General features: G+C 62.0%; 25 protein-coding genes, 3 tRNA genes, 1 other RNA gene and 1 pseudogene. 13 read left to right on the forward strand and 17 right to left on the reverse strand.

Annotated elements, in window-relative coordinates; translation table 11 throughout:
• Positions 1-612 (forward strand): hypothetical protein, encoded by a 612-nt coding sequence (locus STHERM_RS05585; RefSeq protein ID WP_013313914.1) that lies wholly within the window; start codon positions 1-3, stop codon positions 610-612.
• A 4-nt stretch (positions 613-616) separates the two neighbouring features.
• Here the strand turns inward: STHERM_RS05585 and queA are convergent, their stop codons facing one another.
• From queA to lepB (STHERM_RS05625), 8 genes are all read right to left on the reverse strand, one after another.
• Positions 617-1,630 carry a tRNA preQ1(34) S-adenosylmethionine ribosyltransferase-isomerase QueA gene (queA, locus tag STHERM_RS05590; protein WP_041623313.1) on the reverse strand — a complete coding sequence of 338 codons (1,014 nt, stop codon included), beginning with the start codon at positions 1,628-1,630 and terminating at the stop codon, positions 617-619.
• A complete protein-coding gene (ruvB, locus tag STHERM_RS05595; RefSeq protein WP_013313916.1) occupies positions 1,605-2,633 on the reverse strand; it encodes a Holliday junction branch migration DNA helicase RuvB in 1,029 nt (342 codons plus the stop codon). Before ruvB ends, queA begins: the two co-directional genes overlap by 26 nt.
• A gap of 49 nt (positions 2,634-2,682) precedes the next feature.
• Positions 2,683-3,276, reverse strand: coding sequence for a Holliday junction branch migration protein RuvA (gene ruvA / locus STHERM_RS05600; protein WP_013313917.1), 594 nt, complete (start codon positions 3,274-3,276; stop codon positions 2,683-2,685).
• On the reverse strand, positions 3,266-3,775 hold the full coding sequence (ruvC, locus tag STHERM_RS05605; RefSeq protein ID WP_013313918.1) for a crossover junction endodeoxyribonuclease RuvC: 510 nt from the start codon (positions 3,773-3,775) through the stop codon (positions 3,266-3,268). Before ruvC ends, ruvA begins: the two co-directional genes overlap by 11 nt.
• Positions 3,772-4,512 carry a YebC/PmpR family DNA-binding transcriptional regulator gene (locus STHERM_RS05610; protein ID WP_013313919.1) on the reverse strand — a complete coding sequence of 247 codons (741 nt, stop codon included), beginning with the start codon at positions 4,510-4,512 and terminating at the stop codon, positions 3,772-3,774. The genes ruvC and STHERM_RS05610 overlap by 4 nt, the downstream gene beginning before the upstream one ends.
• A gap of 100 nt (positions 4,513-4,612) precedes the next feature.
• Complete coding sequence (locus STHERM_RS12655; RefSeq protein WP_013313920.1) at positions 4,613-5,845, reverse strand: coproporphyrinogen-III oxidase family protein; 1,233 nt, start codon at positions 5,843-5,845, stop codon at positions 4,613-4,615.
• A complete protein-coding gene (lepB, locus tag STHERM_RS05620) occupies positions 5,842-6,558 on the reverse strand; it encodes a signal peptidase I (RefSeq protein ID WP_013313921.1) in 717 nt (238 codons plus the stop codon). The genes STHERM_RS12655 and lepB (STHERM_RS05620) overlap by 4 nt, the downstream gene beginning before the upstream one ends.
• Entirely contained in the window at positions 6,555-7,562 is a 1,008-nt protein-coding gene (gene lepB, locus STHERM_RS05625) for a signal peptidase I (RefSeq protein ID WP_013313922.1), read from the reverse strand. Before lepB (STHERM_RS05625) ends, lepB (STHERM_RS05620) begins: the two co-directional genes overlap by 4 nt.
• Before the next feature lie 96 nt (positions 7,563-7,658).
• On the opposite strand from lepB (STHERM_RS05625), the gene STHERM_RS05630 reads away from it, so the two are divergent.
• The 4 genes from STHERM_RS05630 (at position 7,659) to ssrA (ending at position 10,804) form a co-directional block, all read left to right on the forward strand.
• Entirely contained in the window at positions 7,659-9,311 is a 1,653-nt protein-coding gene (locus STHERM_RS05630) for an SUMF1/EgtB/PvdO family nonheme iron enzyme (protein WP_013313923.1), read from the forward strand.
• The gene (smpB, locus tag STHERM_RS05635; protein WP_013313924.1) at positions 9,304-9,765 is read left to right on the forward strand and encodes an SsrA-binding protein SmpB; all 462 of its coding nucleotides are present in this window, start codon (positions 9,304-9,306) and stop codon (positions 9,763-9,765) included. Before STHERM_RS05630 ends, smpB begins: the two co-directional genes overlap by 8 nt.
• Before the next feature lie 50 nt (positions 9,766-9,815).
• A complete protein-coding gene (locus STHERM_RS05640; RefSeq protein ID WP_013313925.1) occupies positions 9,816-10,400 on the forward strand; it encodes a tetratricopeptide repeat protein in 585 nt (194 codons plus the stop codon).
• 55 nt (positions 10,401-10,455) lie between these two features.
• Positions 10,456-10,804, forward strand: a transfer-messenger RNA (tmRNA) gene (gene ssrA / locus STHERM_RS11455).
• Positions 10,805-10,928: 124 nt separating this feature from the next.
• Here the strand turns inward: ssrA and STHERM_RS05645 are convergent.
• Genes STHERM_RS05645 through STHERM_RS05655 form a run of 3 tightly spaced genes read right to left on the reverse strand, consistent with a single transcriptional unit; the run spans position 10,929 to position 12,853 of the window.
• A complete protein-coding gene (locus tag STHERM_RS05645; RefSeq protein WP_013313926.1) occupies positions 10,929-11,171 on the reverse strand; it encodes a thioredoxin family protein in 243 nt (80 codons plus the stop codon).
• Between the two features lie 33 nt (positions 11,172-11,204).
• Positions 11,205-12,506: a permease gene (locus STHERM_RS05650; RefSeq protein WP_013313927.1), complete on the reverse strand. Its 1,302-nt coding sequence runs from the start codon at positions 12,504-12,506 to the stop codon at positions 11,205-11,207.
• Positions 12,503-12,853, reverse strand: coding sequence for an ArsR/SmtB family transcription factor (locus STHERM_RS05655; protein ID WP_013313928.1), 351 nt, complete (start codon positions 12,851-12,853; stop codon positions 12,503-12,505). The genes STHERM_RS05650 and STHERM_RS05655 overlap by 4 nt, the downstream gene beginning before the upstream one ends.
• A 101-nt stretch (positions 12,854-12,954) precedes the next feature.
• On the opposite strand from STHERM_RS05655, the gene STHERM_RS05660 reads away from it, so the two are divergent.
• The gene (locus STHERM_RS05660) at positions 12,955-14,199 is read left to right on the forward strand and encodes an OmpA family protein (RefSeq protein ID WP_013313929.1); all 1,245 of its coding nucleotides are present in this window, start codon (positions 12,955-12,957) and stop codon (positions 14,197-14,199) included.
• On the opposite strand, the gene STHERM_RS05665 is transcribed toward STHERM_RS05660, so the two are convergent.
• Positions 14,196-14,897, reverse strand: a complete 702-nt coding sequence (locus STHERM_RS05665) for a DUF429 domain-containing protein (protein ID WP_041623739.1) — start codon at positions 14,895-14,897, stop codon at positions 14,196-14,198. The genes STHERM_RS05660 and STHERM_RS05665 overlap by 4 nt on opposite strands.
• Positions 14,898-15,003: 106 nt before the next feature.
• Here STHERM_RS05665 and STHERM_RS05670 point away from each other — a divergent pair, with 106 nt between their 5' ends.
• Both STHERM_RS05670 and STHERM_RS05675 read left to right on the forward strand, forming a co-directional pair.
• The gene (locus STHERM_RS05670) at positions 15,004-16,131 is read left to right on the forward strand and encodes a PQQ-dependent sugar dehydrogenase (RefSeq protein WP_013313931.1); all 1,128 of its coding nucleotides are present in this window, start codon (positions 15,004-15,006) and stop codon (positions 16,129-16,131) included.
• Between the two features lie 112 nt (positions 16,132-16,243).
• Entirely contained in the window at positions 16,244-16,729 is a 486-nt protein-coding gene (locus STHERM_RS05675) for a nucleotidyltransferase domain-containing protein (RefSeq protein WP_013313932.1), read from the forward strand.
• A 186-nt stretch (positions 16,730-16,915) separates the two neighbouring features.
• Here the strand turns inward: STHERM_RS05675 and STHERM_RS05680 are convergent.
• Positions 16,916-16,988 (reverse strand) — tRNA-Pro (locus STHERM_RS05680).
• 26 nt (positions 16,989-17,014) lie between these two features.
• Positions 17,015-17,089: transfer RNA gene (locus STHERM_RS05685), tRNA-Asp, on the reverse strand.
• Positions 17,090-17,295: 206 nt separating this feature from the next.
• On the opposite strand from STHERM_RS05685, the pseudogene STHERM_RS05690 reads away from it, so the two are divergent.
• The 3 genes and pseudogenes from STHERM_RS05690 to STHERM_RS12660 form a co-directional block, all read left to right on the forward strand.
• Positions 17,296-17,650: pseudogene (locus tag STHERM_RS05690) on the forward strand (hypothetical protein); the annotation flags it as partial.
• A 68-nt stretch (positions 17,651-17,718) separates the two neighbouring features.
• Positions 17,719-19,224, forward strand: a complete 1,506-nt coding sequence (locus STHERM_RS05695; RefSeq protein ID WP_013313934.1) for a peptidyl-prolyl cis-trans isomerase — start codon at positions 17,719-17,721, stop codon at positions 19,222-19,224.
• On the forward strand, positions 19,221-20,738 hold the full coding sequence (locus tag STHERM_RS12660) for a 6-hydroxymethylpterin diphosphokinase MptE-like protein (protein ID WP_013313935.1): 1,518 nt from the start codon (positions 19,221-19,223) through the stop codon (positions 20,736-20,738). The genes STHERM_RS05695 and STHERM_RS12660 overlap by 4 nt, the downstream gene beginning before the upstream one ends.
• Before the next feature lie 163 nt (positions 20,739-20,901).
• Here the strand turns inward: STHERM_RS12660 and lepA are convergent, their stop codons facing one another.
• Genes lepA through STHERM_RS05715 form a run of 3 tightly spaced genes read right to left on the reverse strand, consistent with a single transcriptional unit; the run spans position 20,902 to position 25,076 of the window.
• Positions 20,902-22,716, reverse strand: coding sequence for a translation elongation factor 4 (gene lepA / locus STHERM_RS05705; RefSeq protein ID WP_013313936.1), 1,815 nt, complete (start codon positions 22,714-22,716; stop codon positions 20,902-20,904).
• Between the two features lie 33 nt (positions 22,717-22,749).
• On the reverse strand, positions 22,750-24,648 hold the full coding sequence (locus STHERM_RS05710; protein WP_013313937.1) for a response regulator: 1,899 nt from the start codon (positions 24,646-24,648) through the stop codon (positions 22,750-22,752).
• Between the two features lie 26 nt (positions 24,649-24,674).
• The gene (locus tag STHERM_RS05715; protein ID WP_013313938.1) at positions 24,675-25,076 is read right to left on the reverse strand and encodes a response regulator; all 402 of its coding nucleotides are present in this window, start codon (positions 25,074-25,076) and stop codon (positions 24,675-24,677) included.
• Between the two features lie 114 nt (positions 25,077-25,190).
• Here STHERM_RS05715 and STHERM_RS05720 point away from each other — a divergent pair.
• Both STHERM_RS05720 and STHERM_RS05725 read left to right on the forward strand, forming a co-directional pair.
• A tRNA-Gly gene (locus tag STHERM_RS05720) sits at positions 25,191-25,264 on the forward strand.
• A gap of 129 nt (positions 25,265-25,393) precedes the next feature.
• Positions 25,394-26,314: a M15 family metallopeptidase gene (locus STHERM_RS05725; RefSeq protein WP_013313939.1), complete on the forward strand. Its 921-nt coding sequence runs from the start codon at positions 25,394-25,396 to the stop codon at positions 26,312-26,314.
• Positions 26,315-26,316: the final 2 nt, after the last annotated feature.

A 26,316-nucleotide genomic window follows, 5' to 3' on the forward strand; every position in this document is an offset into this window, starting at 1 on the left:
ATGAAGCAAGGCCGGCATAGGACGGTGGTTTCTCTCCTCCTCTTTCTCGTGAGCATCCTTCCCCTCCACGGGTACAAGGTGCTCTACGCTGAACAATGGTACCGGCTCTTTCACCTCCACTTCTATCAATACCCGGAACGGTGCGCCGAGAATATCTACTATCTCGAGCAGGCCTTGCGGGCAGACTTCGCCAATCCTCTGAATGCCCTTGCGAGGATCGGGAATCCCACCGAATGGGAGTACTACCGCTACCTCTTCTCCATGCACGTGAGTCTCAAGCTTGTGGAGCAATACCTCCTCTGGGGCTCCAAATACGACAAGCAGGTTGCCTATTTCTACAACGCTCCGTGGAAAGAACAGAATCTCGAGAGTCTGGACAAGGCCGAGGCCCTCTATCGGTACGCACTGGTATACTGGGAAGAAGCGAGGAGATGGGCGGAAAAGGCGGAGCCCTTATCGTATCTCTTCCTTCCCGAGATACAGTACTGGGCCGATGAGCGGGCCAGGATAGCGAACGGGGAACTCGATTACCGACAGATCATCGGCGAGCATCTCGCCCGCCTCCAATCGGTACGCGAGGCCTTCCTCGCCATGGACGAGGATACCTACTGAGACCCTAGATGATGAGCATGGCGTCGCCATAGGAAAAGAATCGATAGCGGTGCTCTATCGCCTTCCTGTAGGCTTCAAGAAGGAGGTCCTTGCCAAGGAAGGCAGAGACCAGAAGGACCAGGGAAGAGCCAGGGGTGTGGAAATTGGTGAAGAGTCGGTCGATCACTCTGAAAGTATACCCTGGATAGATGTAGAGCGAGGTTTCTTGCCATCCACGCTTGAGTCTCCCATGCTCCCAGGCGGACTCGAGCGCTCTTGTCGTTGTCGTCCCCACTGCGCACACAGGGATGTGCTGGCTCTTTGCGCCCTCTATGACCCGTGCGGTTTCTTCTGGGATATAGAACCTCTCCTTATGCATTCTGTGCTCCTCCACGTTTTCGGTCCTCACGGGCTGGAAGGTACCCAGTCCCACGTGGAGGGTGAGGAAGGTTACGGTGTGACGCGATTTCAATTCATCCATCAAAGCAGGGGTGAAGTGGAGTCCCGCAGTGGGGGCGGCCGCTGATCCCGGGTGCCGGGCGAAGACCGTCTGGTATCGTTCCTCATCCTCAGGGAGGTCCGATCGTTTGATATACGGAGGAAGAGGGACGTGGCCATGTCGATCGAGATAGACCTCGTCGATGGGGGGAGAGATGCGGACAAGACGAAGCCCCTCCTCCATGCCTACGATTTCCGCTTCCCGTCCACCAGGAAGCTCGTAGACCACACCTGGCCGTTGTCGTCTGGCCCGTGAAACCACCGCCTTCCACAGAGAGGGCTCGACTTCCTCGAGGAGGAGGATCTCGACCTTTCCTCCGGAATCCCTCCTCGTGGCCAGGAGGCGACTCTTTCTCACCCGGGTATCGTTGAATACCAGGCATGAGGGAGGAAGTATCCAGGGAAGCTCCCTCACGTGCGCGTGTTCGATCCGTCCCGTTTCCCTGTGGACCACCATGAGGCGGGCATCTTCCCTTCGCTGAGCCGGGTGCTGGGCGATGAGCTCTTCAGGAAGATCAAAATAGAAGTCTTTGAGTTTCATCGTCGCTGTCTTTTCCTCTGGGCTGGATGTTGAGATGGTCATATCCTCGAGGCGTGACTATGCGTCCACGAGGGGTCCTCTGGAGGAAACCGCACTGAATCAAGTAGGGCTCATAGAAGTCCTCGAGAGTATCTACACTCTCTCCAAGGGCGATGGCGAGGGATTCCGCACCTACCGGGCCTCCGTCGAACTTCGTGATGATGGTGTCGAGTATGCGCCTGTCGTGTGCCTCGAGACCGGCCTCATCGATGCCCAGGCGATCCATGGTGAGTCGTACGATCTGAGGGGTGATCACGCCTTTCCCGTAGACCTCTGCGAAGTCCCGCGCCCTCCGGAGCATCCTATTGGCGATCCGAGGGGTGCCACGGGAACACGAAGAAAGGAGATCGAATGCGGGTTCTTCCACCTGCAGCCCGAGGATACGGGCGGAGCGGCGGAGAACCTTGATTATGTCCTCTTTTTCATACAAGTTGAAGTGAAATGTTATGCCGAATCGTGAGACAAGGGGCGTCGCCAGTTTCCCGGCCTTGGTCGTGGCCCCCACGAGGGTGAACGGGGGCACGGGTATCCTCACGGTCCGGGCCGAAGGACCTTGGCCTATGATCCAGTCGATGACATAATCCTCCATCGCTACATAGAGCATCTCTTCAATGGCCGGTTTGAGCCTGTGTATCTCGTCGATGAAGAGCACGCTTCGGGGACTGAGAGTGGTGAGTATCCCTGCCAGATCCTTGGGTTTCTCGAGAGCAGGGGCGGACGTGATCCTGAGTTCGACCCCCAACTCGTGGGCGATGATGCTCCCAAGGGTGGTCTTCCCAAGACCGGGCGGCCCACTGAGGAAGACGTGATCGAGAGCTTCCCCACGTTGTCTGGCGGCATGGATGAAGACCCTGAGGTTCTCCTTGATCTCCTCTTTGCCCTGGAACTCCGAAAGAGAGAGAGGACGGAGACGCTCCTCCTGCGCATCCTCCTCCCGTTTCAACGGTGAGAGGGTGTGGTCCATATCCCCATCCTACCCCGTGTCTGAAGGTACGACAAGCCGATCCTCCGGGTCATTCACTCAACCTGATGATCGCTCTTCGCAGTATCTCCTGCTCTTTCCCCTCCACGCCCTCCCCTTCGGACACTTCCCGGATGATATCGGGGAGTACGCGCTCGGCGCGCGCTCTGTCGAACCCCATTTCCACCAAGGCTTCCACGAGTTCTCGATGCGGTCCGGCTTCTTCCGTGTCACCCGTCCCCTGTCTCACGTAACTGCCCTTCAGGGTGAGAAGCAGTTTCTGAGCCGTCTTTTTCCCTATTCCCGGGGTCTTCGCCAGTCGAGCGAGATCCTCTTTCTGAATGATTTCCCGGAAGAGCGGAACCGGGACGGAGGAGATGATCCGCAGCGCCTGTCGGGGCCCGATCCCTTGTACCTTGAGGAGATCCAGAAAGAGCCTGCGCTCCTCCCTCGATGCGAAACCGATCAGGGAAAGGACGTCCTCCCTATGGTAGAGGTACACATGGAGGAGGAGCGAATCCCCGGGGTCGGGGAGCTGCGAGAGAAGACTGCTCGGCACGTCTATCTCCCAGGTGAGTCCCCCGGTTTCGATGAGCACCTTTTCTCCTTCGATGCCCCTATAGACACCACTCAGACTATAGAGCATCTTCTCCCCCCTGGATGGCGAAGGGTGTGCCATGCTGGTGCACGTGGCAGAGTGCGATGGCCAAGGCATCGGAGGCGTGATCCGACATCTTGGTGTCCGGAAGGTCGAGCAGGAGCCTGAGGAAACGTTGGATCTCCGCCTTGTCCGCTCTGCCGTGGCCTACGATGGCTTGTTTCACCATCTGGGGTGCATAGGTATAGACGGGGATGTCCTCCATGGCCGCGGCGAGCGACACCACACCCATGGCCTGGGCCACATAGAAGGCGCTGGTGGTATTACGGGCGAAGAAAAGCTCCTCCATGATGATGGCCTCGGGCGCATACTTCAGGAGGAGCTCCTGCACGTGGCGGAAAATCTTCAGCAACCGTGCGGACTGGGTGTGGCTGGAGGACGTCCTGATGGTACCGGCGACGATGTATTTATGTCCTCGACCGTCGGTCTCTATCACTCCGTAGCCGGTAGTGGCAAGGCCGGGATCGATCCCCAGGTAACGCTTCATTCCACAGTCAGGTCGTCGGGGAGTTCCAGGTTCGTGGAGACCGATTGGACGTCATCGTTGTCCTCGAGCGCCTCGATGAGCTTGAGCACCTTCTCCGCCGTCTCCTTGTCCACGGTGATACGGGCGTCCGGGATGAGGCTGATCTCGGCGGTCTCATATTCGAACCCTTTCTCCGTGAGGCCCTGCTGGACTTCCTCGAAAGACGAGGGGTCGGTGAGCACCTCTATCACCTCCCCGTCGGAGGAGACGTCCTCGGCCCCTGCTTCCAACGCTGCCTCGATGATCTCATCCTCGGTGTATTTCGTCGCATCGAAGGTGATGAGGCCGCGCTTCTTGAAGAGGTAGGACACACACCCGGTTTCTCCCAACGATCCACCGTGCTTGGACAGGATGTGCCTCACCTCCGAGGCCGTGCGGTTCTTGTTGTCGGTGAGGGCTTCGATGATGATGGCCACCCCCCCCGGTCCGTAGGCCTCGTAGACGATTTCGGTGTAGTCCGCTCCTTCGAGTTCACCCGTCCCTTTCTTGATGGCCCTCTCTATGTTTTCCTTGGGCATGTTGGCGGCTTTTGCCTTGAGGATCGCCGTGCGGAGTCGTGGATTGGCCTCAGGATCTCCACCTCCTGTCCGAGCTGCTACCGAGATCTCCTTGATGAGCTTTGTGAAGACCTTGCCACGCTTGGCGTCCATCGCGGCCTTCTTGTGCCGGATCGTCGCCCATTTGCTATGTCCTGACATCGTGACTCCTGTTGGATGTGATGAAGTTCATTCGTAGAAACGAATCTCTGTGATGATCACCATAACACGAGTGCCTCTTCCTGTCAACGTGGCCTCGATCTCAGGGCCAGAGCGGTTTCCCTATCTGCTTTTCCCAGATGAGGATAGGTAGAGCCTTGAGGAGAGAATCCAGGATGTCGAGTCCGTGTTCCGAGAGTCGTATTCCGCTCTCCCCCATCTCGGCCGCCCCCCACCCGCACCAGCGCCGTCCCACCTCCCCCAGCACCTCCTCCACCCCCACACCCCACACCCTCCGGAACCGCTCCCCCTCCACCCCCTCCCTCGTACGCAACCCCATCATGAACCACTCCAGGAGAAACGCCTGCGGGCCGATCACCTCCACCTCCTCCCACACACCCCCCTCTGCCACGAACCGCCCCACATCCCGCACCTGCCGCACCCGCACGGGCCCCTCCTTCCCCGGCAACGTCGAAACAGCCGAGGGCCCCACCCCCAGGTACGGCTCCAGCCTCCAGTACCGCAGGTTGTGGAGGCACTCCTCGCCCGGCAACGCAAAGTTCGACACCTCATAGCGTACGAACCCCCGCTCTCCGAACCACCTGCAGATCGCCTCCCACTCCCCCGCCAGCTCCTCCTCATCCGGCATCACCACCTCCCCCCGTCGCACCATCGCCCCCAGCACCGTCCCCTCCTCCACCGTGAGCCCGTACACCGACACATGCCCCGCCCCCCACCCGCTCACCTCCTCGAGCTCCCGCACCACATCCCCACTCATCCCCCTCGGCCTCCCTGCCAGAAGATCCACACTCACCCGCCCCCCCCAGCCCGCGAGCACCTCCACCGCGCGCTCCACCTCCCTCCTCCCCGCCCCCCTTCCCATGAGCCGGAGGAACCCCTCATCCAACCCCTGCACCCCCAGACTCACCCGCGTCACCCCCCCCTCTCCGAGGACCTCCACCTTCTCCTCATCCACCCACTCCGGATTCACCTCCACGGTCCACTCCACAGGCCTTCCCCACACCTCCACCCGCTCCCGAATCCCCTTGAGGAGCCGCTCCCACAACCGCAGGGGGAGCACGTTCGGCGTCCCCCCACCCACGTACACCGTGGGAATCTCCGACGGCCGGAGGAGGGCGAGCATCTGCTCCAGCACCTCCAGCACCCGTTCCACGTACCCCTCCATGACCCTCACACCCGCCCCCGCCACGCTGAAGAAGTCACAGTACCGGCATCGCCGGGCACAGAACGGCACATGCACGTAGACCGAGACCGGATATCCCCCCCTCCCCTCGAGGATGGCCCTCACCGCCTCCATATCGAGGAAAGGCTTCACTCCTCCCCCCCTCCTCGGATCGGCGCCCACATCACCATGGCACGTATCCGCCACCGCTCGAAAGGCCCGAAGATCCGGGAATCCGCCACCAGGCGCCGGTTGTCTCCCACGAGGAAGTACTCACCCTCGCCGAGCACCATCTCCTCCTGGAGGGCCGGGATCACCCTGTCGAACGGAGGCGGCCCCTCACCGCCACCCCGCAGCCGCGTCATCCCCGGGAGGAGCACCTCCTCCGAGACCCACCCCCTCTCGTCAGCGCCTCGCACGTACACCACATCGTCGCGCACCCGTATCCGCTCGCCCGGGAGCCCCACCACCCGGAGCACCACATAGTGGACCCGCCAGCCGGGCCCCGGTATCCAACGCCCGCCCGTCACATAGTCGAGGAGCCGCAGCCCTACACCCGCAGCCCCTTCCGGAGGATCCCAAAAGGGGGACACCGCCACCACCACATCCCCCCGGGCCGGCTCGCGCCAACGGGGAAGCGGGACACCGAGCCAGTCCAGATCGAGCCCATAGGCGAGGGGGGTCGCCACGAGAAAGGCCCCCCGGTGGTACAGAGGCGCCATCACCTCGGAGTCGAGCCGGTAGGTGCGCAGGGCACACATCTGGAGGAGATTGAACAACACCGCCACGAGGAGGAGACGCTTGATCCAGAGGATTTTCATCTGCCGTCTTCGCTCCTGACGCGAAGCGAAGATCCGCTCTCTCACCTCACCCCTCCGATCCTCGCAGGCGGCCAGAAGCGGAAGATCGGCCGCCCGAGCACCTTCCTGAGCGAGACCGTCCCGAAGTACCGACCATCCCTCGAGTTGTCCCTATTGTCACCCAGAGGGAGGAGCCTTCCCGGCGGGATGTACCACCCCATCGCCCCCTGCCACCAGATGCGCGCATAGTCGCGCTCCTCGGGGTGAAGCCGCGCACGTTCACCCATCTGGTAGAGCTCAAATGCATAGTAGTCGACGAGTTCGTTACTGTCCGCGATCCGCTGATAGGCGGCCCGCCCTTCGAGATCGGGCGTGAACCCTTCCGAGAACCAGACCACCGCCCGGGCCGCCTTCTCCAAGAGAGGGTACATGTCAGGAGACACCAACCGCTGGGGACGATAGGAGAACCTCACCCCCTTTCCGAGGAGAGCCCGCTCGGCGATCCATCCCCCCTCGCCGGGAAACCAGTAGAAGACCTCCCCCTCTTCGAGCCTCACCCTGTCACCCGCCGTACCCACCGCCCGTTTCACGAGGAGCTGAGCACGGGGATTGCCCTGTTCGTCGCGGTTGATGTCCACCAGACTCAGCGTCATCATGTAGATGAACCGGTGGAGAATCTCGAACGCCACCCCCGGACTGATGTACGAGGGGTTTTCGAACACCACGATGTCACCCCGCTTCGGCGAGCTCAGACCCGGCAGCTTCCCCACGGTAGGGAGGATCTCCGGACCGAACGTGAGCTTGTCCACCATCACCCTGTCGCCGATCATGAGCGTCTTTTCCATGGAACCGGAGGGGATCACGTAGGCCTGGATGAGGTACTGCTGGATCACCAGAACGATGAGCACCGTCTCCACCAGTTCCCTGAAGAGCCCCCCCAGTTTCTTGAGGAGCGTATTCCGCCGCGCCCTGACCGCAGCCTCCCGCTGTTTCTTCCTCGCCTTGCGTCGCGCCCTCCAGGTGAGGACCGCCTCGGTCTTCTCCACGAGCCAGGATGAGAACTCCTTCATCGGCACCCCTTTTCTAAGTCCGTGCAATATCGAAACCTACCCTATCACAACCCCCCAGCGTTGACAAGCGGTAGCCTCACACCTATACTGCGGAGGATGAAAAAGTCCAGACGACCGAAGCGTGCAGCACAGACGCCTCCTGCAGCCCCCACCCCGGACGAGATCCAGGTGAGACTCAAGCCCCTCCTCGGCATCCCTCCCACGATCTATGTCCCGGTGGTATGGACACTCCTCATCGTGTTCGTGCTCTTCGTGCTCCTCCTCCTTCCCGGGATACTCAACCCGGGAGCGTACCTCACGGTGATCACCGCCCCTGCCCGGGCCTCGGTATACCTCGACGACGGATTCGCGGGAACGAGCCCGTGCACGGTCTTCCTCCCTGACGGAGTCCACACCCTGCGAGTCCGGAAAGCCGGATGGGATACGGCAGTGGAGAGCGTAGAGATACGGGGAAGACGCTTCGCCACCCTCTTCTTCCCGCATCATGTGGAGATACGGACACCCCTTTCCCTCGAAGAGCCGGCCGTTCCCGTGAACCAGGTGCTCGCATCTCTCTCCTCCTGGAGCCTCACCACCCCCCCCATCTCCACCTACGCCCTCCCCCCCCTCCTCACCTGGCTCGCCGACGACGCCCGCACCACCCCCGCACCGGATCACCGGGAGCGACTCACAGAGGCCGCGGCTCACGCACTCGCGCACGCAGTCCCCTTCCTCTCCCACACCGATCAGGCCGTGGACCTCGCACGAGCCATCCTCGTGCTCTCGGAGGCCCGCACAGGACCCACCCCCTCCGCACCCCTCGCCGCCCTCCGCATGGCGCTCTCTCTCCTCCAGGAGCATCCCGGACTCCTCTCCGTGCTCCCCGCGCTTCTTCCCTCCGCCCCGGCGGACGCCTACCAGGAGAACGCCTTCTACCATACCCACGTCGAACGGCGCCTCTCCTCGCTCTCACCCTACCGCATCACCACTCCCGCCCCCGCGCCCGACACCCTCGGCCATGGCCCCTTCGTCTTCAGGGCACTCCCGGGTGGAGAGCTCTACCCCAGCAGTCGGGAAGAAGACCTCGACGGAGGGAAAGCCCGGGTCCTCTCTCCCCGGCCGTGGCGCATCGCCCCCTTCTACATCCTCGACCGTGAGGTCACAAAGGGGATGTATGCCCTCTTTCTCCAGGCACATCCCGAGTGGTCACCACAGGCCAAGGCCGCCCTCGTCGAACAAGGCCTCGTCGACGGGACCTACCTGTACGACTACGCCACCCTCGAGGAAGACGCTCCGCTCCCCTACGTCTCCTGGTATGCGGCCCAGGCCTTCTGCAGGTGGCTGGAGGACTACCTTCCCCCCTCCATCACGGCGCACTACGAAGTACGACTCCCCGCCGAGCAGGAGTGGGAGTGGGCAGTGCGCCTCTCCGGCCTTGCAGAGATCTCCCAGAGCAGCCGCCCCCGGCCTCCGGAGCCCTTCGCCGGGGCAGCGAAAGACAAGAGAGGCATCGCCTCACTCCTCGGTAATCTGTGGGAATGGACGGCCGGCCCCTACTATTCGCTCTATGCGCTCGCTCCACCTGTCGATGAGGTGCTCAGCTGGCATACGATCGAAGCAGGCGTGGACGAACCGGCCTCCCGGACCGTCCGTGGGGGGAGCATCCTCCAGGCCAGGTTGGCGCCTCCCATGCGGGGTGTGCTCCACCCCTCCTGGACCAGCCCCGTGGTGGGTTTCAGACCCATCCTCATCCGGAGGCACGATGGCTAAACAGAACGATATCAAGGTGCTCGGCGAGAACAAACGCGCCCGCTTCGACTATCTCATAGAGGACACCCTCGAGTGCGGTATCGAGCTCAAGGGATCGGAGGTCAAGTCCGTCAAGGAAGGACGGGTGTCGTTCGGGGACGCCTACGTACGGGTGAAGAACGACGAGCTGTGGCTCATGGGACTTCACATCACCCCCTACAGCCATGCCACCATAGAGAACCACGATCCTCTCAGACCCAGGAAACTCCTCGCCCATGCAGAGGAGATCCACCAGCTCCGTCGGAAGACCGAGGAACGCGGCTATACCCTGGTGCCGTTGAGGTTCTACGTGAAGAGGGGCCTGGTCAAGGTGCTCGTGGGTATCGCGAAGGGGAAGAAGAAGCACGAGAAGCGAGAGGCCATCAAGGAACGGGACATCAAACGTGAGATGGACCGGGAGCTCAGGCGATACTAGTCCGGAGGGATCACCCTTTATTTTTCAGGAAAATACAGTATATTGATTGTATGAGCACTCATCAGGAATGGGATTTCTCCGAGATCGATGCCCTCCTCCAGCAGGGGCGTTATGAAGAGGCGATCCCTCTCCTCCAGAACATCCTCTATGAAGAGCCCGATCACGCCGGGGCCCTCCACAGACTCGGAGTGGCATTCACCGAGTCAGGCAGGCAGGCGGAGGCCATCAAGACCCTGTCCTTCGCCCTCAAGAAAGAAGAGAAAGACCCCGACATCTGGGAGGCGTACGGATGTGCCTGTTATCGGACAGGCAAGCTCGAAGAGGCCAAGGAGGCCTTCGAGAAGGCGGTGGAACTCTTCCCCTATCATGCTTCGGCCCTCAGGAACCTCGGCGTCACCCTTCACGTGATGAAGGATTTCAAGGCGAGTTACCGCTGTCTCGAGAAGTCGAGGGAGATCAACCCTGAGGATTACCTCACGCTCTTCGCCCTCAGCAACGTGTGCATCCATCTCAAGGACTTCGATCAGGCACGGGAAGTCCTCTATCAGCTCCTCCAGCTCGACATCCCTGAGGAAATACGAAAGCAGGCCGAAATCACCCTGCTCAACGTCGAGCTCTACAGCAAGCATCCGTAGACCACTTGACGATTCAGTGAACCGGATGCATTGTTACAGTAGACATGAAAACGAAGGGGGTGTACAGGATTCGACTGGGAAGGGTCGTGTCTATAGGTTGCAGGTGGAGCGGCACCTCCTAAAACTGCCACGGCAATAGGTGCCAACGACGAACTTGCTCTGGCTGCCTAAGTAACGCAGCCACGGGCAGCCCGGGCGCAGCCCTGAGCACGGGAGTGTCCGACAGAAACCAGGGCTCACCGTACGGCGTGTCCGGCCGCCGTGCGGGACACCACACGCCGGACTGGGAAGGAAGAGGCCGGTGCCGGGCCTCCTTTCTTCCGAGATAGCAACCGGCACCTAAACCTGTAGAGGCCTATAGGCCGCTTCTCAGGACGCGGGTTCGATTCCCGCCACCTCCAGCATAATAAAGAGGCCCGAAGGGCCTCTTTTGTCGTATGGGCAGGGACGTGCAACCGATGATGACCTCGAAATCGGATGAGGATGTCTTCGAAAGTGTACGCCTCCTACCTGCCTGTGTCCTCTTTTTCATACATGCTGAAGTAACTTCTTGACCTCCTCCACCTCCGGTACCTTCCCCTCGAGCTTCACCTTGCCGTTCACCGCGAGAGCCGGCGTCATCATCACCCCGAACGACATGATCTCCTGCGGATCGGTCACCTTCACCAGCTCGTACGAGAGCCCGAGTTCGCGGGCCGCCTGCTCTGCCCGTTCGGTGAGTTTCTGGCACTTGGGACATCCCATGCCGAGGATCTGGATCTTCATCTTCATACCATACCTCCGAGTCGATGTACCTCGAGCGTGCTATACCAGCACGCCAAAGAGCATACCGGTTATGGTGGCCATCACCACCACGAGCGACACGAACACCACGGTCTTCCTGGTACCCAACACGCTTCGGATCACCAGCATGTTGGGAAGGCTCAGTGCAGGCCCTGCGAGGAGGAGGGCAAGGGCAGGACCGTTCCCCATGCCGTTACCGAGGAGTCCCTGAAGGATGGGCACCTCGGTGAGCGTGGCGAAGTACATGAAGGCCCCCGAGAGGGCGGCGAAGAAGTTCGCCCAGATCGAGTTGCCCCCCACCGCCCGGTACACCCATGTCGCAGGGATGACCCCCTCGTGTCCCGGCCGCCCGAAGAGGAATCCGGCGACGAGCACACCCCCGAGGAGGAGGGGGAGTATCTGCTTGGCGAATCCCCAGGTGGCGGAGAACCACTCACCTGCCTGTCCCTTAGAGGTGGCGGTGATGAGGCCGAGACCGATCGATCCTCCGGCGAAGGCCACCTCCGGATGCCGGGGGAAGGCGAGTGCAAGGATGCCGGTCGCGAGGGCCACCGATCCCACCTTCCACCAGGCGAGTTCGAACCACACCACGAGCATCACCCCGAGCCCAAGGGCGAACGCCGAGGTGAGGAGCCACTTCGCCCGATAGATCCCGGCCCACAGCCCCCCGTCCCCTGAAGGAGAGGCCCAGTTCGCGCTCACGAGTATCCCCACAAGGGCGGCGAAAAAGAGCACCTCCTGCCAGAGGGGACGCCCCTCCTCCCCCTCGTACCCAAAGGCCGCCTCCATCCGCGACTTCTCGTCCTCGTCGTGCCTGAAGAAGAGGTGCATGAGCAGCCCTATCACGATACTGAAGACCACGGCCCCCAGTGCCCGGGCGAGGCCGATGGGCATCCCCAGGACCCTCGCCGTGAGGATGATGGCGAGCACGTTGATGGCGGGTCCGGAGTAGAGAAACGTGACGGCAGGTCCCAGCCCTGCTCCCATCCGGTAGATCCCCATGAACAGGGGGAGCACGGTGCAGGAACAGACCGCAAGGATGGTTCCCGAGACCGAGGCCACACCGTAGGCCAGCACCTTGGGGGCAGAAGGGCCGAGGTAGCGCATCACCGAGGCCTGACTCACGAAGACCGAGATGGCCCCGGCTATGAAGAAGGCGGGGATGAGACATAGGATCACGTGTTCCCGCGCATACCACTTCGCGAGCGAGAGCGCCTCATATACCGCGGTATCGAACCTCTCCTGCCCCACCGGCAGATAGTAGAAGACCAGAAAGAGACCTGCGATCCCTACGAGATATTTCCATTCCTCTTTCCAGTTCATGACCTCTCCCCCTCGTATCCACGGCGAACACGAGCGCCCGCCATCAGCTTGCGTCCCCGGTCGGCCATCACCTCCTCCACGCAGGAGAGAAAACCTATCACACATGGGGTGGTGAGCCTGTAGTAGACCTGTCTCCCCTGCTTCTCATCCTCCACGAGACCTGCCCCCTTCAAGATCGAGAGGTGTTTGGAGACCGTGGAGAAATCCACGTCCAGGGCGGCCACGAACTCACAGACGCACTTCGGTCCCTTTGCGAGCTCCTCCACCATCCACAGCCGGGTCGGATGGGCGAGCGCCTTGAGTACTGCCGCCTTCGTCTTGTAGGCGTCCTTGTTGGGCCTGTTCACGGCGTCTCTCCTGTTTGATTAGATATTTGGCAATATAACCAAATATTTTTACCGCGTCAACCCCTGTTCCCTTTCACACCCTCACCGCCTATACTCTTTTCATGCGGGTTCTCTTCTTCTTTCTCATCCTCCTGGGGCCGACACTCCTTTCGGCCGAGCCCGCCCTCCTGCCCATCGTGAGGGTGGTGGAAAAACACAACTACGCCCTCACCAGGAACGGGAGGTACCAGGGCCACCTCTACAGGGAGATGAGGGGACGGCTCGAAGTGGAGCCCTCTCCCCACGGCCCCCACTACCGCGGCACGGCCTTTCTCCTCGAACGCTTCACCCATCTCGCCCCCTCCGTTCCCCGAAGGGTCGACGAGGCCATCGAGGTGGATCTCTACCCCTTCGCCCCTCGATCGGCGGCGCTCCCCTCCTCGCCGTTCCCTTCCCACCAGGGTATCCCCCTCATCCCGGAAGACGGGATCCCCATGGAGGGGTCCTGGCAGGGACCGGGCACGGTGTACGTGGACCCGGAAGGCAAGGGGACGCCCACCCGGGTGGATGTCCTGGTGGAGTACCGCTTCCAGGGCACCACCTGGTACGAGGACGAGGAGGTGCTCGTCCTGTGGGCCAGGTTCGGGCTTCGCTATAGGGGAGACGATCCCGGAGGAGACCCCAAGCTCGCGAGGAGCGAGGGGAGCCACGTGCTCACCATCTACCTCTCGAAGGAAGGGGTGCTCAGGTTCATGAAGGACACCTTCGACGACCGGTTCCTCTACAGAGACGGCACCGTCGTTGCGGCGAAGGGTTTCAGCCTCATCTGGTATCGGGAGGTGGTGCCGTTCCAGCCCGGTACCACCATCACCCTCCTCTCGGAGCGTCTCTCTCCCCTCCTCTCCTCCCCGCCTTCCCCTGCGCCCGAGGCTTCTCTCCCGCCCAGCGCTCCGTCTCTCGCCGCACCGGGCGAACGCATCCCCTCACTCGGCGAGGAGAACTCGGTGGAAGAGGTCCCCGAGGGGATCAAGATCACCCTGCGGACCCTCCACTTCCTCCCCGATCAGGCCGTCCTCCTCCCGGGGGAAGAGGAGAAGCTCGACCTCCTCGCAGAGGCCCTCAACGCGATCCCTGATAGGACGATCCTGGTGGTGGGCCACACCGCCGACGTGGGCAAGCCGCGCGGACAGATGGCCCTCTCCGAGGCGCGGGCGAAGACCATCGTGGAGGAGCTGGTGAAGCGCGGGGTGAAGCCCGAAAGGCTCATCTATCTCGGCAAGGGAGGCACCGAGCCGGTGGCCCCGAACGACACCGAGGAGGGACGCCGCCTCAACCGACGGGTGGAGATCTTCGTGCTCGAGGACTAGTACCAGATCTCCATGGGGAGGCCGCAGGAGTCCCGCTCCTCCTCGGGGGGGAGCCTCTCGGCCGTCCCTTCCACGATGCGCAACGCACTCCAGAGGGCTGCGCACGCATCCACCACGTGCTCGCGCCATGCCGCAGGAAGGGGGCCCAGCACCTCCTCCATCCTCCTCCCGCACCGCGGGAGGAAGAGGGCCTCGTCGAGGAGCGAGATGCGGCACCGGATCCCTTCCGGCGTGTGCTTGCTCTGCTCCATCGGCCTGCCCCCGTTCATCGCCATGAAGGAGAGCTCGGGATGCACCTCCTTCACCCAGTCCCGACGCGAGGGGTCCTCCCGCATCCAGTCGTCGAGCTCCCGGAGTGCGGGAAAGAGCCCGAAGCACTGGACCGAGATCCCCCCTCCTGCCTCCCGGTTTATCCCGAGTGCCTCCCTGTAGGTGGCCGCGGAAAGGCTCTCCCGCACCGGAGGGCTGAAGACGCACACGCCCCTCCTTCCCAGGCGCCTCCTCGCCTCCCTGTCGGCCCGCCTTCCGCCGGGCTCCCTCCTTGAGGGAAGGCCGATGGGCATGTCGATCCCCACCACGGACGGGCTCAGGGGGATCACCTCTCGGAGAGAGCGACACCTCTGGATGCGCACGCTCCTCCCCTCCCATAGCGCCACCGTCCACGCACCCCCGCCTCCATCAATGCCCGCTACCCGCATGATAAGGTAAGGATACCACATCCCCTCATGGGGTGCACACCGGCCGTGGAGCGGAATGGTTACCTGAGTAAAATAGTAGTATATTACTCATAGTAGGGAGCAGAAAATGACGCTTCGCACTCTCATCTCGGTGGGTCTTCTCATACTGGGGGGCGTGGTTCTCTCTGCAGAGGAAGGCCGTGTGGTCCGTTCGGAGGAGGAGACGTTTCTCCTGGTGGAGACGCCGCACACCTTCTCGCACCCGTGGGGCATGGCAGTCCTCCCCGACGGAAGTCTGCTCATCACCGAGCGGGAGGGGAACCTCTGGCTCGTGCAGGGGGGGAAAAAGGTGCGGATCACCGGCGTTCCGGCCGTGAGGGCCACAGGCCAGGCCGGACTCCTCGATGTAGAGGTGGATCCGGCCTTTCCGGAGGAGCCGTACCTCTACCTCACCTTCGCCGCCCCGGGGCCCGGCGGGACCTCTGGCACCGCCCTTGCGCGGGCCCGTCTCTCGGGGACGCGCCTCGAGGATGTGCGCATCCTCTGGGAGATGGAGCGGAAGACCTCATCCGGAAGGCACTTCGGGTCCCGGCTCGCCTGGGCCCCCGACGGCACCCTCTTCGTCTCCACCGGCGAGCGGGGCGAGCGGAACAGGGCCCAGGACCCCTCCGATACCGCCGGTAAGATCCTCAGGTTCAACAAAGACGGCACCATCCCCCGGGACAACCCCTTTGTGGGGAGAACGGGCTTCCACCCCGCGCTCTACTCCCTGGGACACAGGAACGTGCAGGGCCTCGCCGTCCATCCGGAGACGGGCATCCTCTGGGCCCACGAACACGGGCCGTTCGGGGGAGACGAGGTGAACATCGTCCTCCCGGGAAGGAACTACGGGTGGCCGGTCATCACCTACGGCAAGGAGTACGGGACTCAGGCACCCATAGGAAAAGGGACCCACGCACCCGGCATGGAACAGCCGGTGGTCTACTGGAGCCCCTCCATAGCCCCTTCCGGGATGCTCTTCTACACAGGAGAGGCCTTCCCCCGCTGGAAGGGCAACCTCTTCATCGGGGCCCTCGCGGGCACCCACCTGAGGCGCCTCGTCCTCGAAGGGGATAACGTGGTACACGAAGAGGTCCTGCTGAAGGACACGGGGGGAAGGGTGCGCGACGTGGCCCAGGACCACGCAGGCCGCATCCTCCTCATCACCGACCACCCCAACGGCAGACTCTACGTGCTCGAGCCGCCCGCACGATGAGCCGCTTCGAAGGCTCGCTTCCGATCATGTGGATCACCGTCTCTCGTTTCCTTGACAGGGAAAGACCCGGGGAGTATGGTGAAATTCCCAGAGGGTGGAACATGAGGAGAGTATGCTTCCTGCCCTGTATCGCGAAGTTCTCCTCCTCATTGAGGAGCGACTGAGAGATATACCGCATCCCTGGGTGATCACGGGTAGCCTGGGGATGGTTCTGCAGGGGCTTCCGCTCGACATACACGATATCGACATCCAGACTAACGCGGAAGGCGCCTACGAGATTGAAGCCCGCCTGAGCGAATACGTCACGAGACCGGTCGAGTACATCAGATCGGAGCGCATCCGCTCTCATCTGGGTGCGTGCATGATCGACACCGTCAAAGTCGAGATGATGGGGGCGATCCAGAAACGACTCCCTGACGGCACATGGGAGCCTCCAGTGGACGTGACACCGCATAGATGCTGGATCACCTTGGACGGCAGGAAGATCCCCGTACTTTCCCTGGAATACGAATACCATGCGTATCGAACCCTCGGGAGACTCGAGAGAGCGGCGGTGATAAGGGAATGGCTGGAAACACACCCGCCGACCTGCAGGTGAGTCATGCGTTTCCAGAAGGTGCTTTCCTGATCGTTGGGACCTTTTCGCTTTCAGAGAGGAAAACGTGTGTCTCGCGGTTCACACGTCAAAGGCCCGCCTTCCCCCCCTCTCGTTCCCATTCGTCTACCGCAGATTGAGAGATGAGGTCATACCTCGTAGTTTGTTGCCGTGACATCGTCCACGTCTTCGGGCTGGCGGGATTTGAACCCGCGGCCTCTTGGTCCCGAACCAAGCGCGCTAGCCCCTGCGCTACAGCCCGATGAAAAAAAGCCCCTTTCGGGGCTTCGGGAGCGACGGGACTTGAACCCGCGACCTCCGGATTGACAGCCCGGCGTTCTAACCAAACTGAACTACGCCCCCACGTGACGCGTGGACTATACACAAAAAGACGCACTCTGTCAAGCAGACCTTGAATAGGGGCCTGTAACATAGAGTGTTGAAAAACGCGGGAAAAAAAGATAAGGGGTATCTCCCATCTCAAACCACCATCACCTAAGGAGGAGATACCCCATGAAGCGCGGCAAGACACGCGCACTAGGTGAGAGACAGCAGACCCTCTCTGACCTAAGGAAGAGGCAGAGAAGGCCCCTGAGAGGCTGAAAGGAAGGGGGATCCCGTGCGCTGGTGATGAGCGCCGTGTTTTTGTGGCGGAAGGACCGACTGTTCTCCTATCTGGAGCTGCCCTATGAGTGGAAGGAGAAGGTGAGGACGAACGCCCTTGTGGAGAACCTCTTTCGGCACATGAGGACATTTCTTCGACGGTATCCTGGGTATATGAGCCGTGCCCATGCGGATGAGGCGGTAGGCCTCTACGTGGTGGGCATGCAGATACACACGCAGTGTGGGAGACGCACCCCTTATCAACTCCAGCTCAATGTCAACAACTCCTCCTTGACACTTCCTGGAAACCTCTACAATTGACAGCCCAAGATACTCGTGCTATCGTGAGAACGCTTTCAATAATCTGACCAGCAAGCAAAGGGATACGTATGGCAAAGAAGGTAAAGGAAGAGCAGAGAGACTCGCACAGGAAGAGAGGGGCTCTCTATTGGGGCAGTATCATCGTATTCGCCATCATCGTGGTGTCGTTCATCTTCGTGGGAGTGCCCTCCGCAGGTGTGGGATCGCAGACGAAGATCGTGTACGGAAAGTACGCAGGGATGCCCGTGGAACAGCTCCCCCAGATGCCCTACACCTATTTTCAGCGTGAAATCGAACGGCTTTCCGATCAGATCCGTCAGCAGAACGTCACGGCCGAGCAAAGTCAGTTTCTCACCTATCAGATACTCAGGACCGCTTTCAACAATACGGTATTCCACCTCGCCGCACTGAAGCTCGCCCAGGACGCAGGGCTCCATGTGTCTTCGAAGGCCCTCGATCGTGCGGTGATGAGAGAGTACACGGAAGACGGGGAATTCAGCGAGGATCGCTATCTGGCCACTCCACCGGCCGAACGGTATCAGATCCGCAAGTTCTACCGGGAGACCATCCTCTCCCAGCAAGTGGTGAACGACCTCGTGTTCGGGAGTGTGGTTTCAGAGGCCGAGCGCTCGTTCATAGCCGGGATGAACTATCCACAACGCAAGATCCGCTATCTCGTCTATGATTTCGACGAGTATCCCGAGACCGAGGCGAAGGCATACGGAGAGGCTCATCCCGATCTCTTCAGGACCATGGAGCTGAGCCGCATCACCATCACCTCGAGCCAGATAGAAGCGGAGAAGCTCTACCAGACCCTCCTCAAGGAGCCCGAACGGTTCGAAGAGCTCGCACGCGCCTCTTCACGGGATCCGAATGCCTCGCAAGGCGGGAAGATGGGTGTGGTCCGGTATGCCGACCTCAAGGATCTCCTCTCGGAGGATGACCTTGCCACCATCTTCTCGATGAAGAAGGGAGACATCCTGGGCGTCTTTACCACGCTTTCCGGGGCGTGGGTGATCGTGCGTTGCGACAAGGAAGCCGAGGCCCCCGATCTGACGAGGAAGGATACCCTCGACTATATCAAGAACTACCTCCTCAGCTACGAGCGGAACATCGTGGAGGAGTACTTCTCCACCAAGGCCTCGGCGCTCCGCGTGGCACAGTCCCTAGACGAATTCGAGGCCATGGCACGGGATCAGGGCAAGACGCCGGGATCCACCGGCTACTTTGCGATCAACTACGGGAATCTCGAGATGTTCCCCTCGCCTGTGGCGAACACCGATGACGGGAACATCCTTCAGGCGGCCGCCTACAGCGAGACCTTTTTTGAACGCGTGTTCTCCACCCCCGTGGGAGGCGTGACGGACCCGGTGAACCTTCAAGGCGGGCTTCTCGTCGCCTTCATAGAAGCCGAAAAGACAGAACCAGAAGACGATGATACCTTCTCCCGCGATTTCTACTCGTACTTCGCACAGCGCTTCATGCAAGGAGACGTGGTGAACCTCCTCGTGGACAAGGATCTCCTCGAGGACAGGTTCAACGAAGTGTTCGTGCGCTATTTCCAGAGCCAATGAGGAACGCGGGAGAGAGGGACCTCGAGATCGTTCCCACCGACGAGGGGGAGAGTCTCAGATACAGAGGTGTTTCTCTCTATCACCCTGAAGCACCGAAGAGCCGCGCCGGGGAGAAAGCCCGGCGCGTTCCTCTCTCTCCACATACCCTCTATGTGATCATCTCACCGCTCTTCTGGTACGGTGTAGAGGAACTCGTCTCGCGTCTCCCTCCAACGAGTACCCTCGTTGCCCTCGAGGCCGACCCCCTCCTCCGTTCCCTCGCTGCCTCCCGCCGCCCTCCCTCCCTCTCCCACATCCCCCTCCTCGCCCCGGACGACCCCCTCCCCCCCGCCCGCTTCCGCGCCATCCAGCCCGTCCACCTCTCCTCCGGCTACCGCCTCGCCCCACGCACCTACACCGAGTGGCTCGAGCACCACCGCCGGGAACTCCACCGTGCATGGCAGAACCGCCTCACCCTCATCCGGCTCGGCCCCCGCTACCTCCGCAACCTCATCCTCAACCTCCCCTCCCTTCCCCACACCGTCCCCTATCCCCGCCCCTCCCGCCCCGTACTCGTCGCCGCAGCCGGTCCGAGCCTCCCCCTCGCCCTCCCGGCCATACGCCGGCACCGCACCTCCCTCTTCCTCCTCGCCGCCGACACCGCCGCCCCCACCCTCCTCTCCGCCGGCATCACCCCCGACGCCGTCCTCCTCCTCGACCCCCAGGCCTTCAACGCCCTGGACCTCGCCGGCATCCCCCCCGGGATCCCCCTCTTCTTCGACCTCGTCGCCCATCCCTCGGCCATCCGCCACTTCCACGGCCCGCGCCACCCCCTGTGCTCCCGGTTCCTCCCCTCCCGGCTCTTCGACCTCCTCTCCGAACACCTCCCCCGCCTTCCCCTCGTCCCGCCCATGGGCTCCGTCGGCACCCTCGCCGCCCTCCTCGCCCTCCTCCTCTCGGACGGCCCCGTCATCCTCGCCGGCCTCGACCTCTCCTTTCCCCCCGGCCTCACCCACAGCCCCGGGACCCTCCACCACACCCTCCAGCTCGCCGCCCGCACCCGCACCACCCCCTGGCCCTCCCTCACCTATCCCCCCGGCCACCGCCCCCTCCCTTCACACCCCCGGCTCCACACCACCCCCCCGCTGCGCACCTTCGCACGCCAGCTCGAAGACCTCGCACACATCCATCCTCGAATCCACACCCTCACCCCCATCCCCCCCTGCCCCCACATCCCCCTCATCGACTCCGAAACCATCCCCTCCCTCGCCGCATCTCCCGCAGCACCCCCCTACACCCCCCCCGAGCCCTGGACCGTTGCCACCCTCCTCACCCGCCTCGAGGAAGAACTCGAGCACACCCTCAGCACCCTCTCCTCCGGCACCCCCACCCTTCCCGACTACCTCGAACCGCTCCTCCCCGGCATCCAACCCGACCCCACCCACCCCGGCACACGGGCGGCCGCCCACGCCATCCTCGCCGAACTCCTGCGGAGCACGAAGATCGCGCGGACCATCCTGGAACGACCCACCTGAGACACCGCACACGCACCACCGGACGCACACCCTTTCCCGCCCTTCCGGGCACCCGCCCCTGGGACGACACCCCGCACCCGCACAAAGGCCGCCCCTGCACCACGGCCCGTCACACGGGCACCCCCTCCCTCACCATCTGCATACCCGGACGGCACCCCTGGACCTACTCCTCACCCTCCCCCGCCTTGAGCGCCGCGAGAAACGCCCGTTGCGGCACCTCCACCTCGCCGATCATCTTCATCCGCTTCTTCCCCTCCTTTTGGCGCTCGAGAAGCTTCCGTTTCCGGGTGATATCCCCGCCGTAACACTTCGCCGTCACATCCTTCCGCAGGGCCGGAATCGTCTCCCGTGCGATGATCTGGCTCCCCACCGCACCCTGGATGGGTATCTTGAACTGATGTCGGGGGATCTCGTCCTTGAGCTTCCTGCAGATGGCCCGGGCACGGGTGGCCGCATTCCCCCTGAAGACGAGCTGGGACAAGGCATCCACCGGCTTGCCGTTCACCAGGATATCGAGCTTCACCACATCGGTGGGACGCAACCCCAGGATCTCGTAGTCGAACGAGGCGTATCCCCTGCTTATGGACTTGAGCTTGTCGTAGAAGTCGAAGAGCACCTCGGCGAGCGGCATCTCGTAGATGAGCTCCACCCGTTTGCTGTCCAGATAGATCATGGAAGTCTGCACCCCCCGCTTGTCCATGCACAGCTTCATGATGGGCCCCACATACTCGTCCGGGGTGATGATCGTGGCCTTTATGTACGGCTCCTCCACCTCCTCGATCCTGGAAGGATCGGGATACTCGTCCGGGGTCTCTATGGTCACCACCTCACCGTTCCGAAGCCTCACCCGATACTGCACCGAGGGGGCCGTGAAGACCACCGAAAGCCCGAACTCCCGCTCGAGGCGCTCCTGCACCACCTCCAGGTGGAGCAGACCGAGGAATCCACACTTGTATCCGAACCCCAGGGCCGAGGAGGACGTCTTCTCGTACACCAGCGAGGCATCGTTGAGCACCAGTTTCTCGAGCGCCTTCCCCAGCTCCTCGTAGTCGTTGCTGTCCACCGGGAAGATGGAGGAGTAGACCACCGGCTTCACCGCCCTGAACCCGGGCACCGCTTCGGCGGCCGGACGCGCGGCCGAGGTGATGGTATCGCCCACCCTCACGTCCCGGATGGTCTTCACGCCGGCGATGAGGTATCCGATGTCCCCCGCCTCGAGACGATCCACGGGAAGCCCCCGCATCCTGAGGATACCCACCTCCTCCACCCCGTAGCGGGCGCCGGAGGACATGAGGAGCACCTCGTCCCCCCGACCCACCGACCCCTCGAAGACCCTGATGTAGAGCACCACCCCGCGGTAGGGATCGTAGTGCGAGTCGAAGACCAGGGCCTTGAGCGGCCCCTTGGGATCACCGGACGGAGGAGGGATCCGATCCACGATCGCCTCGTAGAGACGCTCCAGACCCGTCCCCATCTTCGCCGAGATGGACACCACCTCATCCGCCGGGAGCCCCAGCTCGTGCTCGATCTGTTCCTTCACCCCCTCCACGTCCGCGGCGGGAAGATCTATCTTGTTGATCACCGGGATGATCTCCAGATTGTACTCGAGGGCCATGTACATGTTCGCGAGGGTCTGCGCCTCCACCCCCTGCGTGGCATCCACCAGGAGAAGGGCACCCTCGCACGCCGAGATGGCGCGCGAGACCTCGTACGAGAAATCCACGTGGCCGGGCGTGTCCACCAGATTGAACCGGTAGAGCGTACCGTCGGAAGCCTCGTAGGGGAGATTCACGGTCTGTGACTTTATGGTGATCCCCCGTTCGCGTTCGATGTCCATGGTATCGAGCATCTGGTCGTGGAACTCCCGATCGTCCACGATGTGCGCGCGCTGGATGAACCTGTCGGCGAGCGTCGATTTCCCATGATCGATGTGGGCGATGATACAGAAATTACGCAGAGTCTGCTGGCGTTCGGTCATAACCTTCTTCTTGGAGGGGATATACGGAGAGAGTCAGGACTCCAGTACCTCTCTCACCTTGCGCAGGAGTGTATCAAGATCGAACGGTTTTTGCAATAAAGGCTCCTCCGGAGAGAGGGAGAACCGCTCCCCTATCATGGAGGGAGGATACCCCGAGATGAAGAGCACCTTCGTCTCGGGCCTCGCCTTCCTGAGCCGTTCGACGAGGCGCTTCCCGTCGATATAGGGGAGGATGAGATCCGTGATCACCAGGTGGATGGGACCCTTGTACTCTTCGCTCAGGAGGAGGGCCTCCCCGGGATTCCCCACCACCAGCATCCGGTACCCCCTCCGCTGGAGACTCCGGTGGATGAAATCCCTCACGTGATCGTCGTCTTCCACTACCAGGATGGTCTCCGACCCCCCGGCCGGGTGCGGCTCCTCCCTCACTTCCTCCGGCTTCCGCGCCTGCCGGTCCGTGAGAGGAAGGTAGAGCGAAAAGGTCGTCCCCCTGCCCGGTGTGGACGAGACGTCCACGAACCCCCCTGCGCCGGTGATCACCGCGTAGACCGTGGACAGTCCGAGGCCCGTACCTTCGTCCTCCCTGGTGGTGAAGAACGGCTCGAAAATCCTGGGGAGAATCGCCGGAGGGATCCCCGATCCCGTATCCGAGACATCCAACACCACGTACTCGCCTGGAGGCACGGAGACGAGGGCCCCTTTTCGTTCCTCCCGCAGGACCTCGTTTCTCGTCTGTATGGTGAGCATGCCGCCGTCCGGCATGGCGTCCCGCGCATTCACTGCGAGGTTCACCACCACCTGCTCGAACTGGGCCGGATCGACGTAGACCCGTGCAGATCCCGCCAGGCAGGAAAGCGTGAGGGCGATATCCTCGCGGAGGACCCTCCGGAGGAGGCGCTCCATCTCCCGGAGGAGCTCGTTCAGGTCCACCACCTCGGGCTGTGCCATCTGGTGGCGGGAGAAGAGGAGGAGCTGACGTATGAGGTGCGAGGAACGGAGGGTGGCACGTTGTATCTCCTGTACATCGCTCCTGAGGGGGGAATCGGCCGGAAGTCCCTGGAGGATGAGCTTCGAATAGCCCATGATGACAGTGAGGAGGTTGTTGAAATCATGGGCCACTCCGCCGGCGAGACGACCCACCGCCTCCATCTTCTGTGACTGGAGGAGCTGTCGTTCCCGTTCCCTGAGCTTACTCTCCGTCTCCATCCAGTGGGTGAAGTCGTGAAACACGTGGACCTTGCCGAACGACTCTCTCGGTACGTCCCACACCAGATCGGTCTCGGAGTACTCCACGAGGCGATCGCCCAGGACGAACATCCCCTCCCGCCGTTCCCCCTCCTCCTCGTACGGCGAGAGACGCACCACCTCCTCGAACTTCCGTCCCGACACCTCTGACTCCGACCGTCCCAGCAGGGCCTCCCCCGCCCTGTTCACGAAGCGGATTCTCCCCTCGGCATCGGTGATGACCACCCCTTCCCTCAGGCTCTGGAGAGTGGTCGAGAAGAGTTTCTCCCGCTCCTTGAGCTCGGAGGCGACACGGTGTCTGTAGAGGGCGAGCTCTATGGCACCCTTGAGCTCCCGCTCGTCGAAGGGCTTGAGGATGTAGGCGAAGGGCTCCACCTCCTTCGCCCGTTCTATGGTGTGCTCGTCCGCATATGCGGTGACGAAGATGAACGGGAGATCGCTCTGTTCCTTGAGGTGCCGGGCCGCCGAGATCCCGTCGATGGCCCCTTCCAGCTGGACATCGATGAGGATGAGATCGGGATCGTATTCCTGCCAATGGGAGAGGAAGGCTTCGGCCGAGGAGAAGACCGCCGGGACCCTGTAGCCCATGTGCTCGAGGTGCAACTTTATGTCGAGGGCCACGACCGGCTCGTCTTCAAGCACGAGGACGGTGAAGACCCCGACCGACTCCTCCTTTTTCAGCACCATGGTCTCCCATCCTTGGTGGTTCCCCCCTAGTCCACCGGAATCCCCAAGGAGACGAGCTCTGCGTACAGACGCTCCTTGCGTATGGGTTTCACGAGATATCCCTGCGCCCCTCCCTCGTGGAAGGCCTGGATCACGTTCTGGGGATCGTTGAGCGCGGTGGTCATGAGCACCTTGGTGCTCGTGAAAGGATCCACCCCTTTGGAACGCTCGAACTCCCGGATCCTCCTGAGCGTCTCCTGTCCATCCATGCGCGGCATCATGATATCGAGGAACACCACGTCGAAGCGCTCCCCCCCCTCCCATGCCTCGACGAAGGCCTCGAAGCCCTCGATCCCGTCCTCTGCCACCACACATTCTCCGATACGTTCCAGATACTTGGTGAGCACCACTCGAGCGGCGATATCGTCTTCCACGATCAAAAACCTCATTCCGTATCCTCCTCTTTCAATGATAATCCCTTCCCCAGAATTATCAAGGGATCCGGTCGAAAATATTGACACCGACCACATCTTTTTGTACTATGTGCATCGCCCGGGAAATCGGCGCCTGTCGTACAATGGTAGTACCTCAGCCTTCCAAGCTGATGATGTGGGTTCGATTCCCATCGGGCGCTCCAGGCACGTCCTGCAGGACCTCTCCTGCAGGACGTTTTTTGTGCCGGAGGACATCCCCCTCGTCCCTCGGAATGCTGTCGAATCATGACAAATACAGTAATATATAACAGACGCCACGAAGGAGGATCGACATGGGTTCAACGAAGTTCATCGTGGGGCTCTACCTCATCCTGCGCGTGCCGATTCTCGCGGGCCCCTTTCTCGTCACCTCCTCCCCTCCTCCGGAGGAACCCACACCTCCTCCCTTCCCCGAACTCTCCGTGCTCAGGAATGCGTATCCCGATCTCACCTTCGATCCGGTCTACGATCATGAGCAGGGGGACTGGCGTCTGGTCGTGAGCGCAGGGGGGCGCACCGGGGTCTTCTACCGCGCCGGGGGTCGGTTCCTCCCTCCCGATCGGGTCGGAGACCAGGATCGGTACCGCATGCTCATCTACCGCTATGCGGAACAGATCCCCGATCCCGGCAGGTTCACCGAGGAAGACATAGAGAGAATCGTCCGATTCGCCTCCCCGGAGAACCGCAGCTCAGGACGGGTGACCCCCACCTTCTTCTTCGACCTGGTCTACGATTCGGCCTCCATGGAACAGGTGGAGCGGCACATCGTCCAGGTCTCGTTCCTGGGCAAGAAGGTGAAGGTCCACGAGCGGATCGTGGAGCCGCTCGCCCGCATCGAGGCCGCCCTCTTGCGTCTCGCGGAGGAAGACCCCGAGACCGCGGGATTCATACATACCCTCGAGGTCGTCGAAGGCTATTCCTGGCGCACCATCAGGGACACCTCCGGAAGGTCGTTCCACAGCATGGGGATCGCCCTCGACCTCCTCCCGGCGGGATGGCAGCGTAAGACCCTCTACTGGTACTGGGAACGCAACAAGGGTAACGACCGCTGGATGCTCATCCCCCTCTCCGAACGCTGGATGCCGCCTCTCAAGGTGATAGAGGTCTTCGAGGCACACGGATTCATCTGGGGGGGGAAGTGGCCGGTGTGGGACAACATGCACTTCGAATACCGGCCCGAGCTCATCGAGGGAAGAAGTCTCTTTACGGACTGACT

Source organism: Spirochaeta thermophila DSM 6192 (assembly GCF_000147075.1).
In the GTDB taxonomy this organism is placed as follows: Bacteria; Spirochaetota; Spirochaetia; order Winmispirales; family Winmispiraceae; genus Winmispira; species Winmispira thermophila_A.

What these genes read in the sequence shown, in the direction of transcription:
- STHERM_RS05660 (WP_013313929.1), top strand. Translation starts at nt 12,955, where the DNA reads ATGCGGGTTCTCTTCTTCTTTCTCATCCTCCTGGGGCCGACACTCCTT.
- STHERM_RS05725 (WP_013313939.1), top strand. Translation starts at nt 25,394, where the DNA reads ATGGGTTCAACGAAGTTCATCGTGGGGCTCTACCTCATCCTGCGCGTG.
- STHERM_RS05670 (WP_013313931.1), top strand. Translation starts at nt 15,004, where the DNA reads ATGACGCTTCGCACTCTCATCTCGGTGGGTCTTCTCATACTGGGGGGC.
- STHERM_RS05715 (WP_013313938.1), bottom strand. Translation starts at nt 25,076, where the DNA reads ATGAGGTTTTTGATCGTGGAAGACGATATCGCCGCTCGAGTGGTGCTC.
- ruvA (WP_013313917.1), bottom strand. Translation starts at nt 3,276, where the DNA reads ATGCTCTATAGTCTGAGTGGTGTCTATAGGGGCATCGAAGGAGAAAAG.
- ruvC (WP_013313918.1), bottom strand. Translation starts at nt 3,775, where the DNA reads ATGAAGCGTTACCTGGGGATCGATCCCGGCCTTGCCACTACCGGCTAC.
- STHERM_RS05665 (WP_041623739.1), bottom strand. Translation starts at nt 14,897, where the DNA reads ATGCGGGTAGCGGGCATTGATGGAGGCGGGGGTGCGTGGACGGTGGCG.
- STHERM_RS05695 (WP_013313934.1), top strand. Translation starts at nt 17,719, where the DNA reads ATGGCAAAGAAGGTAAAGGAAGAGCAGAGAGACTCGCACAGGAAGAGA.
- lepA (WP_013313936.1), bottom strand. Translation starts at nt 22,716, where the DNA reads ATGACCGAACGCCAGCAGACTCTGCGTAATTTCTGTATCATCGCCCAC.
- lepB (WP_013313922.1), bottom strand. Translation starts at nt 7,562, where the DNA reads ATGAAGGAGTTCTCATCCTGGCTCGTGGAGAAGACCGAGGCGGTCCTC.
- ruvB (WP_013313916.1), bottom strand. Translation starts at nt 2,633, where the DNA reads ATGGACCACACCCTCTCACCGTTGAAACGGGAGGAGGATGCGCAGGAG.
- STHERM_RS05630 (WP_013313923.1), top strand. Translation starts at nt 7,659, where the DNA reads ATGAAAAAGTCCAGACGACCGAAGCGTGCAGCACAGACGCCTCCTGCA.
- STHERM_RS05585 (WP_013313914.1), top strand. Translation starts at nt 1, where the DNA reads ATGAAGCAAGGCCGGCATAGGACGGTGGTTTCTCTCCTCCTCTTTCTC.
- STHERM_RS12660 (WP_013313935.1), top strand. Translation starts at nt 19,221, where the DNA reads ATGAGGAACGCGGGAGAGAGGGACCTCGAGATCGTTCCCACCGACGAG.
- STHERM_RS05710 (WP_013313937.1), bottom strand. Translation starts at nt 24,648, where the DNA reads ATGGTGCTGAAAAAGGAGGAGTCGGTCGGGGTCTTCACCGTCCTCGTG.
- STHERM_RS05645 (WP_013313926.1), bottom strand. Translation starts at nt 11,171, where the DNA reads ATGAAGATGAAGATCCAGATCCTCGGCATGGGATGTCCCAAGTGCCAG.
- STHERM_RS05650 (WP_013313927.1), bottom strand. Translation starts at nt 12,506, where the DNA reads ATGAACTGGAAAGAGGAATGGAAATATCTCGTAGGGATCGCAGGTCTC.
- queA (WP_041623313.1), bottom strand. Translation starts at nt 1,630, where the DNA reads ATGAAACTCAAAGACTTCTATTTTGATCTTCCTGAAGAGCTCATCGCC.
- smpB (WP_013313924.1), top strand. Translation starts at nt 9,304, where the DNA reads ATGGCTAAACAGAACGATATCAAGGTGCTCGGCGAGAACAAACGCGCC.
- STHERM_RS05610 (WP_013313919.1), bottom strand. Translation starts at nt 4,512, where the DNA reads ATGTCAGGACATAGCAAATGGGCGACGATCCGGCACAAGAAGGCCGCG.
- STHERM_RS05640 (WP_013313925.1), top strand. Translation starts at nt 9,816, where the DNA reads ATGAGCACTCATCAGGAATGGGATTTCTCCGAGATCGATGCCCTCCTC.
- STHERM_RS05675 (WP_013313932.1), top strand. Translation starts at nt 16,244, where the DNA reads ATGCTTCCTGCCCTGTATCGCGAAGTTCTCCTCCTCATTGAGGAGCGA.